Annotated in this window: 18 protein-coding genes and 1 pseudogene; 18 read left to right on the top strand and 1 reads right to left on the bottom strand. The window is 51.0% G+C overall.

The window, feature by feature from the left end:
* Window positions 1–13: 13 nt before the first annotated feature.
* The 4 genes from FT643_RS02070 to FT643_RS02055 are packed head-to-tail and all read left to right on the top strand — an operon-like array spanning window position 14 to window position 3088.
* Entirely contained in the window at window positions 14–550 is a 537-nt protein-coding gene (locus FT643_RS02070) for a type II secretion system protein (protein ID WP_156869012.1), read from the top strand.
* Between the two features lie 3 nt (window positions 551–553).
* Window positions 554–1723 carry a type II secretion system F family protein gene (locus FT643_RS02065; protein ID WP_156869011.1) on the top strand — a complete coding sequence of 390 codons (1170 nt, stop codon included), beginning with the start codon at window positions 554–556 and terminating at the stop codon, window positions 1721–1723.
* Window positions 1724–2266, top strand: a complete 543-nt coding sequence (locus tag FT643_RS02060) for a pilus assembly FimT family protein (RefSeq protein WP_156869010.1) — start codon at window positions 1724–1726, stop codon at window positions 2264–2266.
* 6 nt (window positions 2267–2272) lie between these two features.
* Entirely contained in the window at window positions 2273–3088 is an 816-nt protein-coding gene (locus FT643_RS02055; protein ID WP_156869009.1) for a type II secretion system protein, read from the top strand.
* Between the two features lie 50 nt (window positions 3089–3138).
* Here FT643_RS02055 and FT643_RS02050 read toward each other — a convergent pair whose 3' ends face one another.
* Window positions 3139–3414: a PAAR domain-containing protein gene (locus FT643_RS02050; protein ID WP_156869008.1), complete on the bottom strand. Its 276-nt coding sequence runs from the start codon at window positions 3412–3414 to the stop codon at window positions 3139–3141.
* 165 nt (window positions 3415–3579) lie between these two features.
* On the opposite strand from FT643_RS02050, the gene FT643_RS02045 reads away from it, so the two are divergent.
* The 14 genes and pseudogenes from FT643_RS02045 (at window position 3580) to FT643_RS01980 (ending at window position 17106) form a co-directional block, all read left to right on the top strand.
* Window positions 3580–3843: a DUF4404 family protein gene (locus tag FT643_RS02045; RefSeq protein WP_156869007.1), complete on the top strand. Its 264-nt coding sequence runs from the start codon at window positions 3580–3582 to the stop codon at window positions 3841–3843.
* A 126-nt stretch (window positions 3844–3969) separates the two neighbouring features.
* A complete protein-coding gene (locus FT643_RS02040) occupies window positions 3970–5694 on the top strand; it encodes a flagellar hook-length control protein FliK (protein WP_156869006.1) in 1725 nt (574 codons plus the stop codon).
* A gap of 467 nt (window positions 5695–6161) precedes the next feature.
* Window positions 6162–6665, top strand: coding sequence for a flagellar basal body-associated protein FliL (fliL, locus tag FT643_RS02035; RefSeq protein ID WP_156869005.1), 504 nt, complete (start codon window positions 6162–6164; stop codon window positions 6663–6665).
* Window positions 6666–6682: 17 nt separating this feature from the next.
* A pseudogene (gene fliM, locus FT643_RS02030) lies at window positions 6683–7645 on the top strand (flagellar motor switch protein FliM); the annotation flags it as partial.
* Between the two features lie 96 nt (window positions 7646–7741).
* Complete coding sequence (gene fliN, locus FT643_RS02025) at window positions 7742–8164, top strand: flagellar motor switch protein FliN (RefSeq protein WP_156869003.1); 423 nt, start codon at window positions 7742–7744, stop codon at window positions 8162–8164.
* 3 nt (window positions 8165–8167) lie between these two features.
* Complete coding sequence (gene fliO, locus FT643_RS23825) at window positions 8168–8728, top strand: flagellar biosynthetic protein FliO (protein ID WP_156869002.1); 561 nt, start codon at window positions 8168–8170, stop codon at window positions 8726–8728.
* Window positions 8729–8765: 37 nt separating this feature from the next.
* Window positions 8766–9485: a flagellar type III secretion system pore protein FliP gene (gene fliP, locus FT643_RS02015; protein ID WP_411267794.1), complete on the top strand. Its 720-nt coding sequence runs from the start codon at window positions 8766–8768 to the stop codon at window positions 9483–9485.
* Between the two features lie 26 nt (window positions 9486–9511).
* Window positions 9512–9781, top strand: coding sequence for a flagellar biosynthesis protein FliQ (gene fliQ / locus FT643_RS02010; RefSeq protein WP_156869000.1), 270 nt, complete (start codon window positions 9512–9514; stop codon window positions 9779–9781).
* Window positions 9782–9784: 3 nt separating this feature from the next.
* Window positions 9785–10558, top strand: coding sequence for a flagellar biosynthetic protein FliR (gene fliR, locus FT643_RS02005; RefSeq protein ID WP_156868999.1), 774 nt, complete (start codon window positions 9785–9787; stop codon window positions 10556–10558).
* Between the two features lies 1 nt (window position 10559).
* Window positions 10560–11696 (top strand): flagellar biosynthesis protein FlhB, encoded by a 1137-nt coding sequence (gene flhB, locus FT643_RS02000; RefSeq protein WP_156868998.1) that lies wholly within the window; start codon window positions 10560–10562, stop codon window positions 11694–11696.
* 207 nt (window positions 11697–11903) lie between these two features.
* Entirely contained in the window at window positions 11904–14024 is a 2121-nt protein-coding gene (gene flhA, locus FT643_RS01995) for a flagellar biosynthesis protein FlhA (RefSeq protein WP_156868997.1), read from the top strand.
* 29 nt (window positions 14025–14053) lie between these two features.
* Window positions 14054–15505 carry a flagellar biosynthesis protein FlhF gene (flhF, locus tag FT643_RS01990; RefSeq protein WP_156868996.1) on the top strand — a complete coding sequence of 484 codons (1452 nt, stop codon included), beginning with the start codon at window positions 14054–14056 and terminating at the stop codon, window positions 15503–15505.
* 31 nt (window positions 15506–15536) lie between these two features.
* A complete protein-coding gene (locus tag FT643_RS01985; RefSeq protein WP_156868995.1) occupies window positions 15537–16358 on the top strand; it encodes a MinD/ParA family protein in 822 nt (273 codons plus the stop codon).
* A 37-nt stretch (window positions 16359–16395) separates the two neighbouring features.
* Window positions 16396–17106 carry an RNA polymerase sigma factor FliA gene (locus FT643_RS01980; protein ID WP_156869405.1) on the top strand — a complete coding sequence of 237 codons (711 nt, stop codon included), beginning with the start codon at window positions 16396–16398 and terminating at the stop codon, window positions 17104–17106.
* The last annotated feature ends 6 nt before the right edge of the window (window positions 17107–17112 follow it).

Here is a 17112-nt window from a genome sequence, read left to right as displayed (position 1 = left end):
TTGAGGATCCACCATGGGCAGCATGCGATTGAACAGGACTTTAAACACACTGAAGAAAAGGGAGCAGGGGTTTACCCTGGTGGAATTGATTGCAGTTGTTGCGATTATTGCCATGATCGCAATCTATGTGACTATCGAGATAAACCAATCTACGGATGATGCCAAGGTCGGTTTGGCGACGGCGTTCCTGGCTTCGAATGTGCCCGGGGCTATTTCTTCTTATCGTTCCCGGCATAATGGCAGTTGTCGGGGGTTCGATGACGTAAATGTAGGCTCAAACGAAGACTTACCTGAATTGACGGGTGATACCGATGCAACTGCAATGAAGAAAAGGTTGGTTCTACGAGGATTGGCACCGACCACACCTTGGGATGATTTTTGGTCTGTAAAATACGAAGATAAATTAGTCATCATTGAATACCCGGTTAGTGGGCAAAATTCAAAAGAAATAATTGAAGACATGGAGTTCAATTTGACCGATGTAGGTAAAGTAATCAGTGTGACCAGTGACGAAGCTACTGGATTAACTGTCACCTACAGCTGCTCCTGACCCATGCACTACGTCGTCCAATATCTCGACTCCAAAGGCGAACAGGCCTCAATAAAAATTGAGGCCGGCACCCGCGAGGAAGCGCGCTGGCATTCCCGTATTCCCGAGCGGCGAATTATCACCGTGCGCGAAGATGTGCTGGGGCAGATCGCCTTCGCCTTGGAACCCCCGGGTCCGGACCGCAAAAACCAGGCGCTGTTTTTACAGTCGTTGAGCAGCTCCTTATCCAGCGGCAAAACCGCCAAGCAAAGCGTTGAGCAGTTGGTAACGAAAAATCGCTGGATCAAAATTGATAAAGAAAAACTTGAGGGCTGTGAAAGTCTGGCGGACTATCTGGATTTGTTTCGCTTCGACCATTTCGCGGTATTGATGGCGCGGGCGGCGGAGAAAGCAGGGGACTATTCATCGGCACTAAGACGCTCCGGTCAATACCTGTTAGCTCGTGAAAAAATCAAATCCGAAGTCAGTGCCGAGCTACGTACCGGCATTGTCTATATCTGTGTCGGGCTGGCGTTTTTCTTTCTGGTGCCGGCCTTTCTGGATCATTCACTTCAAACCCTGATGGGCACCGGCTCATCCGGCTTTATCAAACCGAACCGCTTTACCAATATTCTGATGGGCCTGGGGCAATTTACTAAATCCTATGGCTGGATTTTCCCCATTGCTTTCGTGTTGGGTTTGTTTTATCGCCGTTATGTGTGGGCACTGCTAAAGCGCTTGCCGTTGTTCAATTTAATGGAACGCAAGCGGATAGAAGAACGCTCCATCGAATTTATTTCCGTTTATGAAATGCTGCAGGTGGCTGGTTATGTGGATTCAGAAATTATCGCGGAATTAATGCACGCCAGCCGTGGGGAATTACGCAGTGTGTATCAGCGTGTCTATGCCCATCTGGCAAAATCGGAAGATTTAGGTTCTGCATTAACGGAAGAAGAGTGGGACGATTCCTTAATCGAAGCCATGCAAGTGTTTAACGAAGTGGATGATGAGCAGCAGGACTTTTTGCTGACCGCGGTAAAAGAAACGTTGCATCTGAAGAATGTACACACCAGCCGTCAGATCTCAAAGTTTTTGTCCCGTATTGGCTTTACCTTGATGGTGTCCGCAGCGGTTATGGCTGTTCTGGGTTTCTATTTGCCGTTGGCCGGAGCTGCCTCCAATGTCGGGGGCTAAATGCCGTCTCTAAAGCGGGCGTCACAAGCGGGCTTGACCCTGGTTGAATTGGTCGCCGTTATCCTGATGGTGTCGGTGATTGGTGTCTTATTGTCGTATTCCTTAGCGGAAAGCTTTGAAATTCAGCGAACGCGTGAGGCGGTAGAAAGGGCCAAAGTGATTGCCACCACTATCCAGTTTGCCCGTCGTTCGAGTGAGGATGTGGGAATTTACGAAGGGAATCTCGGCAGGTTTCTGAACGCCAATAAGGGCAGCGACGTTTGGGATATCCTGGGGGATCTGGACACGACCCGCGAAATATTGGACAGGCCCCAGAGCACTTTTTTCGATATTAGGGTAAGGCCGCATACTGTTTTTGTTTCGTTCTCAATGGACGATGCGCGATTCCAATCCATTCAGTTTCCGGCTGCCGCCCGTTCCATTGCCAACGACGCGGATGATAATTTTCAGTCAGTGCGTTATACCGTGATCCCGGATGCAGCACGGGGTTTGTTGGCGGCACACAGCCTTCACCAGTTCATGAATGAAAAAGAAGAGAAGTAGCGTTTAATGTCACTGAAGAAGCAAACACACACCGGGTTTACCCTGGTCGAAGTACTGGTGTCAGTGGCTTTGATTTCAGTCGTGGTGCTTTATTTTATTCAGCATCAACTCGAGAAAGTGCAGCGGGATACCGTTGAGGCACTGGCGCAGGATATCCTGTCGATAACCAATGCATCGGTTTCCTATTATGTCAGTACCGCCCATAATGTCTGGCCGAACCAGGAAGAGAACGACTGCGAGTTTTTGATGCAGACGTTAGTCGATGCCGATGCATTTCCAGCAAATTATATTGCGATGGCCGATGTCACCCTCAGTTTCAGCTGTGTGGAAGACGACGACATTGGCAGAGTGCTCAAAGTGACGGTTCTGTTCCCGGTCGGGGCTGGCGAAAATGCGGATATGTTGTTGTCTTATTTGCCCACATCAACCCGCCTTGACGACACCGCGGAGGGCAATCCGGTACTGGTACACTATGTTTCCCAGCCGCGGCGAGCCGCCCAAAGTTACGAATTCACCACTGTTACCCTGACAGACGACGGAGTGGGTGGCAGTGCGCCTTTTGAGGTGGAACAGCCGGAGTGTTTTAAAGCGAATAGCCAGCGGTACATGTTATTACCCCAGGCGGTGTGCAATCGGGGCAGTCTGCATGGATTGGGGGGCTTTTATTTTGAAGTGGTAGATTCAAACGCAAACCCCTGGATTATCTCTATGAAGGTCGCTGAGAGCCAGGAAACGAATAGCCCGGTTGACTTTGTTTCTGCACCGGCCTATTGCGGCGGTAGCCCTGTCGAGGTAGGGGTGATTACCTACTGCGAGAATTAAGCGCGCCAAGCCATGCGCTCTGATCTCGCAATGGGGTGCCGGGCTGGTATTTAGCCGCCGATGGTGACGGTGAGTGAACACAGATCCATAGTACCGTTATGCGCCGTGGTATCGCCGAAACGAGCAGCAGGCAGGTTACCGATCATAACGGTGGTGCTCCCCAGGGAAATAATATCCGGTGGCCCGACACACAGCAGCACATCGCCCATACGGGCAGCCGGAAGCCCTTCAATCAGCACGGTCAAATCTCCAAGCATGACTGGGCCACCCACGTGGGGTGGTACTCCACAAATGTGCAGGTCTCCAAAGCGGGCAGCGAGGGGCATAGTGTTCTCCTGAGGTACATGGTTTTAAGACATATTCTATAAAGACACCCGCACCGTAAAAATATTCTATTTTTTATAAAGTGGCGGGAAATGGCGTCCGGCTCTGTTTAGCCATCGCTTATGTCGTATACTGCAGGCTGAAATGCACATTGACCGAGGTGATTTATGCCACAAGACAGCCTTAAAGATGCGGTTGCCGAGCTCAGATCTCGATTGGATAAAGACGGACAGTTTCAAGCGGAAGATAAGGAAGCACTTCATGCGCTCGCGGTCCGGGTTGAGCTGATGATGAACGAATCCCGAGAGCATTGGGAAGAAGGGGTTATGGACGAACTGGAAAAACGGGTTATCCAGTACGAAGAAGAACATCCCGTGATGGCCCGGGTGATATCCCAGATCATTACCACCCTAAACGGAATTGGTCTCTAGACTTTTCGTTCGCTACCGATGCATTCCCAACAAATCGACAACCAGTTTAAAAATGGCATAGCCCTTGCTCTCCTTTTAAATACATAAAAATGCGGCAATTCGCGAAGTATTTGAAGGAGGGCGTTCATGCGCACGGAAAATGGTTCAAACGAAACTCTGAAGGCGACGACGGCAAAATCGTCATTTCAGAATATTAACCTGGATAATCAACTGTTTAACGTTGGCCGGGGTGATCAATCGTTTGATCAGATCTTCACCCAACAAAGCGCTGGGCGAACACCTTCAGCGGGTTCACAACGCCATAATGAGTCTTCATCTGCGTCAAAAAAGGCAAGCACGCCGGCGGAAAGCGGCAATTCATTGCCGGCGGACCGTCATCAACAACGTTTAGAAAAGCACCAGGCTACGAAGCAAGCCCAGGCAGAACGTCAGCAACAGGCCGCATTGCAGGACAGGCAGCAGAAAAAGCTGGATAGTGAGTCCAGGAAAGACGCGCGCGCGGCAGAAAAAGCCGAGCAGACGGCGGATCAGACGGCCCGCACAGCCGGGCACAAGGACGATACAGAGGTGGCCACAGAAGCGGTCACGGCTGAGTCAGAAGCGGAACAACCTGCCGCACCGGGTGAGGCCTCCTCCTTGGCAGGCAATACAGAAGGGACCGGTTCTGATTCCAGTTCCGAAACCGACACCGACACTAAAGTAGGTGTAGAAGCCAACGCAGACGCGCAAGCAACAGCCAACACTGAATCTGAAAAAGCCGGTATCAGCGCTGTTGAAGAAGCCAATGAGTCGACCGAGATGGAGGTTGCTAACGAGCTGTCGGAGTCGGGCCATGACTCGCATGTTGATGCTGATGGCGATAGATGGGTGGATACGGAACTTTTGGTGCAGCAGGATCTGGCTTCTAAGGATAGTGATACCGGTGTAGAGGGGGGTGCCGATTCCAAAACGGCGGATGCTGCAGCGTTGATTGAAGAAGTACTGGCTAATCCGGCACAGGAATCTCAACCCGCAACTCAGGCCGCGTCCACGGAAAAGGCCAGTCAGGCCGCGACAGTAAACCTGACGATGAATGGCAATGCCAGCCCCCAGAAAACGGATACTGCAAATACCATCGCGCAGAATAACCCGGATATTGCTGGCGCGGACTTGTTCTCCGAAGCCAGCGAGAAAATTACCGATGCACTAGAGGCATCGAAATCAGATACTGTCAAAAAAGCCGCTACCAACAATGAAGGTACGTTGTTAAGCCCGGTGCAGGAGCGGCTTGCAGCGCTGGCGAAATCCCTTGAAAAGCCCGCCAAAGAAGGCGCTTCCCCTTTCCAACGCAAAGCCAGTGAAGCTGTAGATGCAACAAAAGGCAGTACCTTCCAGCGTAGCGTTGATCAGCTAAGCCGATTACAGACTAATGCGGTTAAGCCGCTGGCTACGTCAATTCCAATGCCCATGAACCAGAAAGAATGGGCTGGGGAAATGGGCCAGAAATTAATGATGATGGTAAGCAGTAAGATTCAATCTGCGCAGATACAAGTAAGCCCCGGCGACATGGGGCCGATTGATGTCAAAGTATCGATGCAAAAAGATCAGGCTCACGTGGTGTTCACCAGCCAGGTTGCTCAAACCCGGGATGTGCTTGAACAAGCGTTGCCTAAGTTACGGGAAATGCTGGACCAAAACGGAATCGAGATGGGCAACGCCGATGTGCGCGACCAGGGTACCCATCAATCCGGGCAGCGTCAGGATCGGCAACAGCAGGGTCGCAGTGAGCACCACGAGTCAGTCGCCGCCGCCGATACCGGCGTTGAGCGGGTGTCTGTTCAGCAGGTGGGAATTGTGGATTATTACGCTTAACAAACTGACCTGAATCCTTTGCTGACAGACCTTTGGTCAGGCCCGGCCAGCCAAGCCCGGAATAGCCCGCGCAACATCAGTTCAGTCCGGCCCTGGTAAGTGGGCGGAGTTCGCCCTTCGCAAGAAGGATGAAATCTGCCTCACCTATTTTTTCTGTTTTTAATCTTCCCCTCGATATGGGTTCCGCGAAACTCTCTTTCAAATCCGTGGTAAAAATTTTTATTAGCTATTTCTGACACTTGGCAGGAATTTGACAGGCGTGTCCGGAATTCTTGACTAAACTGCTTATTGCAGGCCATTTTTTTGGCGGGATTGCGATGTGATCCAGTGCAGGTGAGTTAACCAGCTGAAAGTTATGATAAATATTTTTTGGTATGCGGCTTGCTATACAGGTTTTACGAGAGTGAATAAAGTGAATAGTGTCCCGTTGGTGGCAAGTATCGGGCGCGCAATCGGCAGGGTGGTTTATGGCAGACAACGAAGAAGAAAATAATAATGAAGAGGCAGCTAAACCCAAGTCAAAGTTGATGTTGATCATCATTATTGCAGTGGTTGTTATTTTGGCAGGCGGTGGTGGTGCTGCCTATTTCCTGCTTTCCGGTTCTGATGAGGGCGGCGACGCATCGGTGGAAACCGAAGAGCCGGTTCAGAAGCCTGCCATTTATTTTGATTTGAAACCCGCCTTCGTTGTGAATTATCAATGGAAAGGTCGTCAACGTTACGTGCAGATCAGTATTTCGGTAATGACTCGAGACGAGAACGTCGTCGAAACATTACAAGCCCATATGCCGTTAGTTCGCAACAATCTGGTGATGATTTTGGGGGCACAGGATTTTGAAGTATTACGGACACCGGAAGGAAAAGAAGCAGTACGAGAAAGTGTGCTGGAAGAAGTGCAGCGAATACTGACAGAAGAAATGGGTGAACCGGGAATTGAAAAGGTTCTGTTTACTAATTTTGTGATGCAATAGGGTAACGACAGCGCGCCATGGCAGTTCAGGATTTATTATCACAAGACGAAATTGATGCTCTGTTACACGGGGTTGATGACGGCGACATAGAAACCGGCGGTGACGAACCGGATGGTGGTATTCAGTCCTATGATTTGAGTACGCAAGACCGGATAGTGCGCGGGCGCATGCCCACCCTGGAAATGGTCAACGAACGATTCGCCCGCTATACCCGCATAAGCATGTTTAATTTGTTACGCCGGACAGCGGACGTGGCAGTGGGTGGCGTTCAGGTGTTGAAATTTGGCGAGTACGTACACAGTCTCTACGTGCCGACTTCACTGAATATGATTCGAATCAAACCGCTCAAGGGCACTGCGTTATTTATTCTGGATGCCAAGCTGGTATTTAAACTGGTGGACAACTTTTTTGGTGGCGATGGACGACACGTCAAGATTGAAGGGCGTGAATTCACACCGACTGAAAACCGCGTGGTGCAAATGGTTCTGCAGCAGGCCTTTATTGATATGCAGGAAGCGTGGAAAGCCGTGTTGCCGGTGAAATTCGATTTTCTGAGTTCAGAAGTAAATCCCTCGCTCGCTAATATCGTGAGCCCCAGTGAAGTGGTGGTGGTGAACTCATTTCACGTCGAGCTGGATGGTGGTGGTGGAGAAATGCATTTGACCCTACCGTATTCGATGATTGAGCCCTTACGTGAAGTGCTGGATGCCGGTGTGCAGAGTGATGTCGGTGATCAGGATGAGCGGTGGATGAATTCGCTTCGGGATGAAGTAATGGGAGCGAAGGTCACCCTGAAAGGTAAATTACTCGACAAAAAAATTCGCTTAACGGATTTAGCCAAGATGAAAAAAGGCGACATCATTCCGATAGAAATGCCCGAGAGTTTGTTAATGCTGGCCAATGGCATTCCGGCATTTCGTGGCAAATTGGGTGAAGCCAATGGCAACCTGGCATTGAAAGTGGTGGGACGAGTTGAACGCCCCTCTTCGGAAGTGGGTAAAGAATCGAGGCTTTCCTGGTTAAAAGAACAGGTTAAGCTCGATGACGAATAAATTCACGAAATAGCGGTGTAGATGATGAGCGAAGACGAAAAACCCGTTGATGATGAAGCATTGGCAGACGAGTGGGCCGCTGCGTTAGCGGAACAGGATGATGATGAGGTGGATGCACCGGCGCAGGCACAACCGGTGGAGCTGGAAAACCTGCAGGATACCGGTGTTCGCGGTTCCAGCGCCAACAGTCCCAATATGGATGTGATACTTGATATTCCGGTGACCCTGTCTATGGAAGTGGGTAGCACCGACATCAGTATCCGTAACCTATTGCAGCTCAATCAGGGCTCGGTCATAGAGTTGGATCGCTTGGCGGGCGAGCCTTTGGACGTGTTGGTGAACGGAACGCTGATTGCCCATGGTGAGGTGGTGGTGGTTAATGAAAAATTCGGTATCCGATTAACGGACGTCATCAGTCCCGCCGAACGTATTAAGAAGCTGGGTTAAGCGGTGAAATCTGTCACCCTTTGCATGCTTTCCCGAGCTGGTTTCGCTGCGATTTTGTGGGGCTTGTTCAGTCTTGTCGCCGTGGCAGAACCGACAGGGGCAGTCCGACAACAGTCTGCACCGGTTGCGCAAAATACTCATGACGAGCAGGCCGAGGCGGATCGCACATCGCAACCGGGTTCGGAGCTGAATCCAAAATTCCGTCTTAAAGATGATCCGCAGAGCCGTTCCGGCACCGACGGCGGCCAGAGTGTGTTGAACATGGTGCTGGGACTGTTTGCCGTGCTAGCGGTCATTGCCGGTCTGGCCTGGCTCAGTAAACGTTTTAATCTGAATTTGCCCGGAGCGACATCCGATATGAAGCTGCTTGGTGCAATGAGTATAGGGTCGAAGGAAAAGCTGCTTTTGGTAGAAGTGGAGGGCAGCAAGCTGCTGCTGGGTGTTACACCGCAACAGGTGACGCTGATTAAAAATTTCGAAGGCGGTGACCAGAAGCCTAAGCAAAGTGAATTCTCGGACAAAATGCAGTTGCTGTTGAAAGCGGGGACCACCCATGACAGTTGATCGAAGGGGGCTGATTCGTTTAATTATCCTGGCGCCGATGTTGTTAATGACAGCGGGTGCATTTGCCGCAGATCCGCTGACCATGCCGGCGGTTAACCTGGTGACCAACGACGACGGTACGCAAAGTTATTCGGTCACCCTGCAAGTGCTGATTCTCATGACGATGCTGTCGTTCCTGCCGGCTATCGTGATGATGATGACCGCTTTCACCCGGATTATCGTGGTGTTCGGAATATTACGGCAAGCAATAGGTTTGCAACAAACGCCTTCCAATCAAATCCTCATCGGGCTCGCATTGTTCCTGACCGTATTTATTATGACTCCGGTATACCAGGAAGTGGATAAAGCCGCTATTCAGCCGTATATGAATGAGCAACTCGGTGCAATGGAAGCAGTCAAGCGAGGCAGTATTCCCATGCGCCAATTTATGTTGGCCCAGACCCGTGAGGCGGATTTGAATTTGTTTGTGGAGTTGTCCGGAAAAGATCAAACCTACCGCTCTTTGGAAGAAGTACCCATTACCATCGTGATCCCTGCATTTGTTACCAGTGAATTGAAAACGGCGTTTCAGATCGGCTTTCTTCTGTTTATCCCTTTTCTGATTATTGATCTGGTGGTGGCCAGCGTATTGATGGCCATGGGTATGATGATGCTTTCTCCAATGATCGTATCCTTGCCCTTTAAGATTATGTTGTTTGTTTTTGTGGATGGCTGGGCCATGGTCGTGGGCACGGTGGCCGCGAGTTTTGGAATTTAGCTCATTGCGAACAAGAGGAAAAGTCCATGTCTCCGGAAGTGATATCTGACATTATGCGCGAAGCCCTTTATATTGCGATGCTTATTGTCTCCGTTATTATTGTTCCCAGCCTGTGTGTTGGTTTGGTGGTTTCGGTGTTTCAGGCCGCAACCCAGATCAATGAACAAACCTTAAGTTTTTTACCCCGCCTGTTAATTACCTTGATGACGCTGGTGGTATTGGGGCCCTGGCTGGGGAGCCTGGTGCACGATTTTACCAACAAGTTATTGATGGACATGCCGACCTTGATCGGCTGATCCATGTTTGACGTAACCGTACCTCAGATCTATCAATGGATCGGCCAGTATTTCTGGCCGTTTTGCCGCATCAGCGCTTTTTTTACCATTATGCCCATTCTAAGCACGCAGCTGGTACCCATGCGCATACGTCTGGGTCTGGCCTTGGCGGTGACTTTGGTGGTAGCGCCTCTGGTTGATCCGGTGCCGATGGTGGAGCTGCTTTCACTGCATTCCTTTTTAATAATTGCCCAACAAATTATGGTGGGGCTAGCGATGGGGTTTGTTCTGCAGTTGTTGTTCCAGATCTTTGTCGTAGGTGGACAAATGGTGGCGATGCAAAACGGGTTGGGATTTGCCACGCTGGTGGATCCTGTGAACGGTGTTAATGTGGCATCCATCAGTCAGATTTATCTGATGACGGTGAACCTGTTGTTTTTCGCCCTGAATGGTCATCTTGCGGTGATGTATTTATTGGGCAGCAGCTTCGAGCACATGCCGGTGTCGACGGTGGGGCTACCGGCCCAGAATCTACTGGAGCTAGTGCGTCTTGCCAGCTGGATGTTCACCGGCGCTGTTTTGGTGGCGTTACCGTCCATTATTGCGTTGTTGGTGGTGAATTTATCGTTCGGTGTGATCAGTCGTGCTGCGCCGCAAATGAATATTATTGCCATCGGCTTTCCGTTTACTATGGTTCTGGGCCTGGTGATCATCTGGTTGGGTTTGGGTAATGTGTTGCCGCAATACGAAAAGCTCAGCGGTGATGCTTTTGACTATCTTCAGGAAATGGTGAGATAGCATGGCCGAAAACGAAGACGGGCAGGAAAAGACAGAAGACGCCACCGCCAAAAAGGAGCAGGAGGCCAAAGAGAAAGGCCAGGTCGCCCGCTCCAAGGAACTGGGCAGTGTGGCGGTTACTATGTGCGGTGCCGCAGGCATAATTATGTCCGGCAGTATGCTGTACGACATCGGTCGGGAGGTATTTGAACTGAATTATCAGATTCCCCGGGATGAGCTAATGAGCCCCGATGTGATGTCGGGCAATTTAATCGCGTCTGCAAAGCTGGCGTTCTCGGCACTTGTTCCGTTCTATATCCTGGTGTTTGCTGCGGCTTTATTCGTGCCACCGCTGGTTGGCGGCTTTAATTTTTCCACTAAGGCGCTGGCGCCTAAATTTAATAAGCTGAATCCGTTCAGCGGCCTTAAGCGTATGTTTTCGGTACAGGCCCTGATGGAAATGACAAAAGCCATCGCTAAGTTTTTATTGGTCGGCACTTTTGCGATTCTGATTATGCAGTACGATTGGGATCGCTACCTGGCCCTGGGGTTCCAACCCGTGGACGAAGCCATGACCAGCGGTGTGATATTGGTTGCCTGGGCGTTTTTTTATTTGTGTTGTTCCCTGCTGTTGATCGCGGCGATTGATGTGCCGTTCCAAATTTATCAACACAAAAAGCAATTGAAAATGACCAAGCAGGAGGTCAAAGACGAATACAAGGACACCGAAGGTAAGCCGGAAGTTAAAGGAAAAATTCGACAGAAACAACGGGAAATGGCACAGAGTCGTATGATGTCAGCCATTCCCGAAGCCGACGTGGTGATTACCAACCCCACCCATTATGCAGTTGCCTTGAAATACGATTCCAAAAAAATGTTAGCGCCGATACTGGTGGCAAAGGGCGCCGATTTTGTGGCGTTACAAATCAAAAAAGTAGCGCTGGCCAACGACGTGATAATCCTCAATTCGCCGCCGCTTGCGCGATCCATATATTACCATTCTGAGCTGGATCGGGAAATTCCGCAGGGTTTATATGTTTCGGTCGCTCAGGTTTTGGCGTATGTTTTTCAGCTGGAGCAATTCCAGCAAGGTAAGGGCCCCAACCCCGGTACTACGCCTGACTTTGTGGTACCGGAGGACATGCGCAAAGACGAGTAATAGCGCTATAGTTTATAAGCAGTGCCGTTGTTATGTCATGCCCCACGCCGTTTTCATAATCCCGGATAAAATCTCGATCAAAAGCGAAACCACAGCGATTTCGAACGATTTTTGTTGTTTGGGCACAATCTTTGCGAGCGTTAACAAAACCGGAGATAAATTCCTTCAATAGCGTCAAAATATTGTTGTTAACCAAGCGTAGGTACTATGGCAAGCGGAGCATTAACACAGGCAGGCGGCATCTTAAAACGGGGCAGTTGGGGCGCACCAATCTTCCTCTTGGTGGTTATGGCAATGATGACATTGCCGATGCCGTCAGTATTACTCGATGTTCTGTTTACATTTAATATTGCGCTGGCGCTGGTGGTGTTGCTGGTTTCGGTTTACACCATGCGGCCGCTGGAATTCGCTATCTTCCCCACTATTTTGCTGGTAGCGACGTTGTTACGTCTGGCGCTCAATGTCGCTTCAACGCGGGTTGTTTTGTTACGCGGTCACGAAGGGGGGGATGCGGCAGGAAAGGTAATTCAATCCTTTGGTGAAGTGGTTATCGGCGGTAATTACACCGTGGGGCTGGTGGTCTTTGCGATCCTGATGATCATCAATTTCGTGGTCGTCACCAAAGGCGCCGGTCGCATTTCCGAAGTCAGTGCGCGATTCACGCTGGATGCGATGCCCGGTAAGCAAATGTCCATCGATGCGGATCTGAACGCCGGTGTAATTAATCAGGACGAAGCCAAAATACGCCGCGAAGAAGTGACCCAGGAAGCGGACTTTTACGGATCCATGGACGGTGCCAGCAAGTTTGTCCGTGGGGACGCGGTGGCGGGTATCCTGATTCTGATTATCAATATAGTCGGTGGGCTGGGCATCGGTATGGCGCAATACAATCTGGGCTTTTCAGAGGCCTTAAAGGTGTATGCGTTACTCACCATCGGCGACGGTCTGGTAGCTCAGATTCCCTCACTGTTATTGTCTACTGCGGCGGCGATTATTGTTACCCGGGTCAACAGTTCGCAGGATTTGGGTAATCAGGTGATGTCACAGATGTTCGGGTCGCCCCAGGCGCTGGGTATATCGGCATTGATTCTTGGAATCATGGGGGCGATACCCGGTATGCCGCATTTTGCTTTTCTGGGTCTGGCGTCTATTTGCGGGGGCGGTGCCTATTGGATTCATAAGAAGCGTGAGAGTAAAGGCATCTCGAACAAAGATGATCAAGTGAAAGAAAAGCAAATGGAAGAATTGGCCCAGCAGCGTGAAAGTGAATTTAAAGAGCTGGGCTGGGAAGATGTTCAGCCGGTGGATGCCATCGGTCTGGAAGTGGGATACCGCTTGATTCCATTAGTAGACAAGCAGCAAGGAGGGCAGTTACTGGGGCGTATCAAGGGTGTGCGCAAAAAGCTGTCTCAGGAACTGGGGTTTCTTATGCCCTCGGTGCATATACGCGATAACCTGGATCTGTTGCCGAACGCCTACCGCATTACCCTGATGGGGGTGGCCATTGACGAAGCCGAAATTCACGCAGATCGTGAATTGGCAATTAACCCGGGTCAGGTATTCGGAAAAATTAATGGTATTGAATGTAAGGACCCGGCGTTTGGACTGGATGCTGCCTGGATCGAAGCGAATCAACGGGATCAGGCGCAAACCATGGGTTATACCGTGGTGGATGCCAGCACCGTGGTTGCAACTCATATTAATCAGGTGATGTTAAAGCATTCCCACGAACTTTTGGGTTTTGAAGAAGTACAGAAACTATTGGAAAACCTGCAGAAAGCGTCACCCAAGCTGGTCGAAAACCTGGTTCCGAATCCATTGCCCCTGAGCAAGCTACATAAAGTGCTGCAAAACCTGTTGCAGGAAAGTGTACCTATCCGCGATATACGAACCATTGCAGAGGCGTTGGCGGAAGTCGCGCCGAAGAGTCAAGATGCTGACGCGCTGACGTCGGCAGCGAGGGTTTCATTATCCCGCATGATCGTCCAGACCATATACGGCGTGGGCCATGAGCTGCCTGTTATCACGCTCCAGCCAGAGTTGGAACAGTTGTTGCTACAAGCAGTACAACAGGCACTAAATTCTGGCGGTAACGCAAGTGACGCAGTGATAGAGCCGGGGCTGGCAGAAAAATTACAGCGATCGGTTTCAGATGCGGCACAGAAGCAGGAATTACAGGGTAACCCGGCCGTATTGCTGGTATCCGCGGGCATCAGACCAATGTTGTCACGCTTCCTCCGCTTCAGCGTCACCGGTTTGAATGTCCTGTCTTACAACGAAGTACCTGACAATAAACAGATCACGATTACCGCTTCTGTTGGTCAATAAACGGGATCGGTCAAATGAGGAAACAAACCATGAACACACGAAAATTCATAGCAGCAGATATGCGCCAAGCGTTGAACCTGGTGCGTGATGAACTGGGTGCTGATGCCGTGATTCTGTCTAATCGCAAGGTCGAGAGCGGCATCGAAATCATTGCCGCCGTCGATTACAACCAGGTGCTGGAACAGCATAAAGAGCGCGAACGCAAGGCGAACCACATGCCGGATTATATGGATAACAGCGCGCAACCACCCAAAATGGGTGATCCTGCCCGGGTGCTGAAAGAGGCCCATAACGGGTATGCTCCGACGGAAGAAGAAAAGTCAGAATTAATGGCAGCGCTACAACGGCGCGGTCAGGCTAACGAGCAATTTGACGCGTTGTTAAAGCAACGTCAGCAGCAGGAGTCGGGTGTATCGACTCAAGAGCCTCAAGTGCAAATCAGTGCCCGCGCGCGGCAGCGAATGCAGGCCCAATCGGCGGCTCCCCGGGTTGCAGAACCTGCGCCTGTTGCGCAGCAGCAAGCACCGCAATCCGGTAGCGAGCTGGCGGCTATGCGCGGCGAACTGAGCCAGTTGCGTCAGATGCTCAATATCCAGATGGCGAATGTGGCCTGGGGCAGCTTTAACCACCAGAACCCATTATCCGCCTCCGTATTCAAAAAATTGGCGCGCCTGGGTTTGTCCCCGGCGCTGTGCCGGAAGCTGGTTCGTAATGTGCGTGCCGATACCGATATCAAACAGGCCTGGAAAACCTGCCTGGTGGAGCTGAGTGACGATCTGCCGTTAATGCAGGCGGACATTGTGGCCCACGGTGGTGTTTTTGCCTTCGTCGGACCGGCGGGTGTGGGTAAGACCACCACCATTTCTAAAATAGCCACACGCTATGTATTGGAACACGGCGCCGAGAATTTGGCACTGGTCACAACGGACAGTTATCGCCTTGCGGGTCATGAGCAGCTCAGCACGTTGGGCCGCATTCTGAACGTACCGGTACGGGTGGTCACTGAGCAACAGTCCCTGGAGCAAATTTTACGGGGATTGTCCCGCAAAAAACTGGTTCTGATCGATACTGCGGGTTTAAGCCACAAAGACCAGGTTCACCGGGAACAGATGGATATGCTGGAAACCCTGGGTGATCACGTGCAGCGCTGGTTGGTGTTGTCTTCCACCACGCAACGCAGAATTTTGGATAAAGCGGTTGCGGATTATAAACATCTGAATCTAGACGGTTGTATTCTCACAAAACTGGACGAATCCGCAAGTTTGGGCGAGGCTTTAAGCATGGTCATTGAATCTCAGCTGCCCATAGCCTATACCACGGATGGTCAGAATATCCCTGATGACTTACAGCGACCGAATGCGACGCGTCTTCTGAATCATGCCATTGCACTCGCGAAGGGGTACAGAATGGACGAAGCGGAGGTGGCAGATTATTACAGCGATGCCATTTCGGATGCGGAAGCGGAGCTGGCCTACGCCTAGCAAACTGAACCAAGGTGCATACAAAAATTTTATGAGCAATCATTCTGTACAGGTTATCGCAGTAACGGGCGGTAAAGGTGGTGTCGGCAAGAGCAACGTCTCAATCAACCTGGGCGTGTGTCTGGCGGAGATGGGGCGCAGGGTGGTGTTGATGGACGCCGATCTGGGGCTGGCAAACCTGGACATCCTTTTGGGTATTACGGCGCGTAAAAACTTATCCCATGTTTTGAATGGCGAATGCAGCTTGTCCGAAATCCTGGTGGACGGCCCCGGCGGAATTAAAATCGTACCGGCATCATCAGGCACCCGGGAATTGGTGAGCATGGGCACGCGGGAGCACGCCGGTCTGATTCACGCTTTCAGTGAGCTGAGCGATCAGGTGGACGTATTGCTGATCGATACCGCTGCAGGTATCTCCGAAATGGTGGTCAGTTTTCTTACGGCAGCCCAGGAGAGCCTTTTTGTTGTAACCAACGAGCCCACCTCTATTACCGACGCGTATGCGTTGATGAAACTGCTCAATCAACAGCACGGCATGTACCGTTTCAATGTGTTGGCCAATATGGTTCGCACGCAACAGGAAGGCCGGGAAATCTACGCCAAGCTCACCAAAGTAACCGACCGCTTTCTGGATGTCGCGTTGCAATTTAGCGGTTGCATTCCGTTTGATGAATACCTTCGCAAAGCCGTGATGCGTCAAAAACCGGTGGTGGAAGCCTATCCCCGCAGTAAAGCGGCATTGGCATTCCGAACCCTGGCAAATAAAGTTGACGGATGGCCGCTTCCTACTACGCCGCGCGGCCATCTGGAGTTTTTCGTGGATCGTCTGGTGCAGGGCGTAGCCGCCCGTTAGACAGGCAAAAGCAATGTTGGGTCAAAGACAGCAGCATATGTATAACGATAAATCGGCACCTCAACTGGATGCGATGGTGGAGCAGTACACGCCCTTGGTCAGGCGCATTGCTCATCACCTGATGGGTCGAATGCCGTCCTCGGTTGCGGTTGAAGATTTATATCAAGCTGGTTTGATTGGCCTGCTGGACGCGATCAAGCGTTTTGATAATAGCAAGGGCGCCAGCTTCGAAACCTACGCCGGTATCCGCATTCGCGGGGCGATGGTGGATGATGTGCGGAAGGGCGAGTGGGCGCCGCGCTCGGTACACCGTAATGCGCGCCGTATCCAGGAAGCCATCCGCAGTGTCGAGAATCGCACCGGTGCCGATGCCCATGACCGGGATATCGCCAACGAATTGGGTATTTCCCTGAACGAATACCATGCCATGCTTCAGGACAGCATGGCGACACGTTTGTTCAGCCTGGATGAAATGGAATCGCCGGACGATTTTATTGACAGTGAGCGCCAACAAGAGCAATCCCTGAACCCTTTTGAAGAACTGCAGCATGGGGATTTCCGCAATCACCTGGCTAAGGCAATCGAGCAACTTTCTGAGCGTGAACAATTGGTTATCTCGCTTTACTACGACGAAGAGCTGAACCTGAAGGAAATCGGTGAAGTACTGGGCGTTAGTGAATCGAGGGTGAGTCAAATTCACAGTCAGGCTGCTCAACGATTGCGAACCCGCCTACAAGAGTGGCTTTGATATTTA

Source organism: Ketobacter sp. MCCC 1A13808 (assembly GCF_009746715.1).
In the GTDB taxonomy this organism is placed as follows: Bacteria; Pseudomonadota; Gammaproteobacteria; order Pseudomonadales; family Ketobacteraceae; genus Ketobacter.
Note: the sequence above shows the minus strand (reverse complement) of the source record. Positions and strands in the feature narration are given on the sequence as shown.

Bases quoted from the DNA above. Each gene is read 5' to 3' on its own strand.
- flhF (WP_156868996.1), top strand. From the start codon at position 14,054: ATGAACACACGAAAATTCATAGCAGCAGATATGCGCCAAGCGTTGAAC.
- FT643_RS02060 (WP_156869010.1), top strand. From the start codon at position 1,724: ATGCCGTCTCTAAAGCGGGCGTCACAAGCGGGCTTGACCCTGGTTGAA.
- fliR (WP_156868999.1), top strand. From the start codon at position 9,785: ATGTTTGACGTAACCGTACCTCAGATCTATCAATGGATCGGCCAGTAT.
- FT643_RS02065 (WP_156869011.1), top strand. From the start codon at position 554: ATGCACTACGTCGTCCAATATCTCGACTCCAAAGGCGAACAGGCCTCA.
- FT643_RS02055 (WP_156869009.1), top strand. From the start codon at position 2,273: ATGTCACTGAAGAAGCAAACACACACCGGGTTTACCCTGGTCGAAGTA.
- FT643_RS02040 (WP_156869006.1), top strand. From the start codon at position 3,970: ATGCGCACGGAAAATGGTTCAAACGAAACTCTGAAGGCGACGACGGCA.
- FT643_RS02070 (WP_156869012.1), top strand. From the start codon at position 14: ATGGGCAGCATGCGATTGAACAGGACTTTAAACACACTGAAGAAAAGG.
- fliP (WP_411267794.1), top strand. From the start codon at position 8,766: ATGTTGTTAATGACAGCGGGTGCATTTGCCGCAGATCCGCTGACCATG.
- FT643_RS01985 (WP_156868995.1), top strand. From the start codon at position 15,537: ATGAGCAATCATTCTGTACAGGTTATCGCAGTAACGGGCGGTAAAGGT.
- flhB (WP_156868998.1), top strand. From the start codon at position 10,560: ATGGCCGAAAACGAAGACGGGCAGGAAAAGACAGAAGACGCCACCGCC.
- FT643_RS01980 (WP_156869405.1), top strand. From the start codon at position 16,396: ATGTATAACGATAAATCGGCACCTCAACTGGATGCGATGGTGGAGCAG.
- fliQ (WP_156869000.1), top strand. From the start codon at position 9,512: ATGTCTCCGGAAGTGATATCTGACATTATGCGCGAAGCCCTTTATATT.
- FT643_RS02050 (WP_156869008.1), bottom strand. From the start codon at position 3,414: ATGCCCCTCGCTGCCCGCTTTGGAGACCTGCACATTTGTGGAGTACCA.
- flhA (WP_156868997.1), top strand. From the start codon at position 11,904: ATGGCAAGCGGAGCATTAACACAGGCAGGCGGCATCTTAAAACGGGGC.
- FT643_RS02045 (WP_156869007.1), top strand. From the start codon at position 3,580: ATGCCACAAGACAGCCTTAAAGATGCGGTTGCCGAGCTCAGATCTCGA.
- fliL (WP_156869005.1), top strand. From the start codon at position 6,162: ATGGCAGACAACGAAGAAGAAAATAATAATGAAGAGGCAGCTAAACCC.
- fliN (WP_156869003.1), top strand. From the start codon at position 7,742: ATGAGCGAAGACGAAAAACCCGTTGATGATGAAGCATTGGCAGACGAG.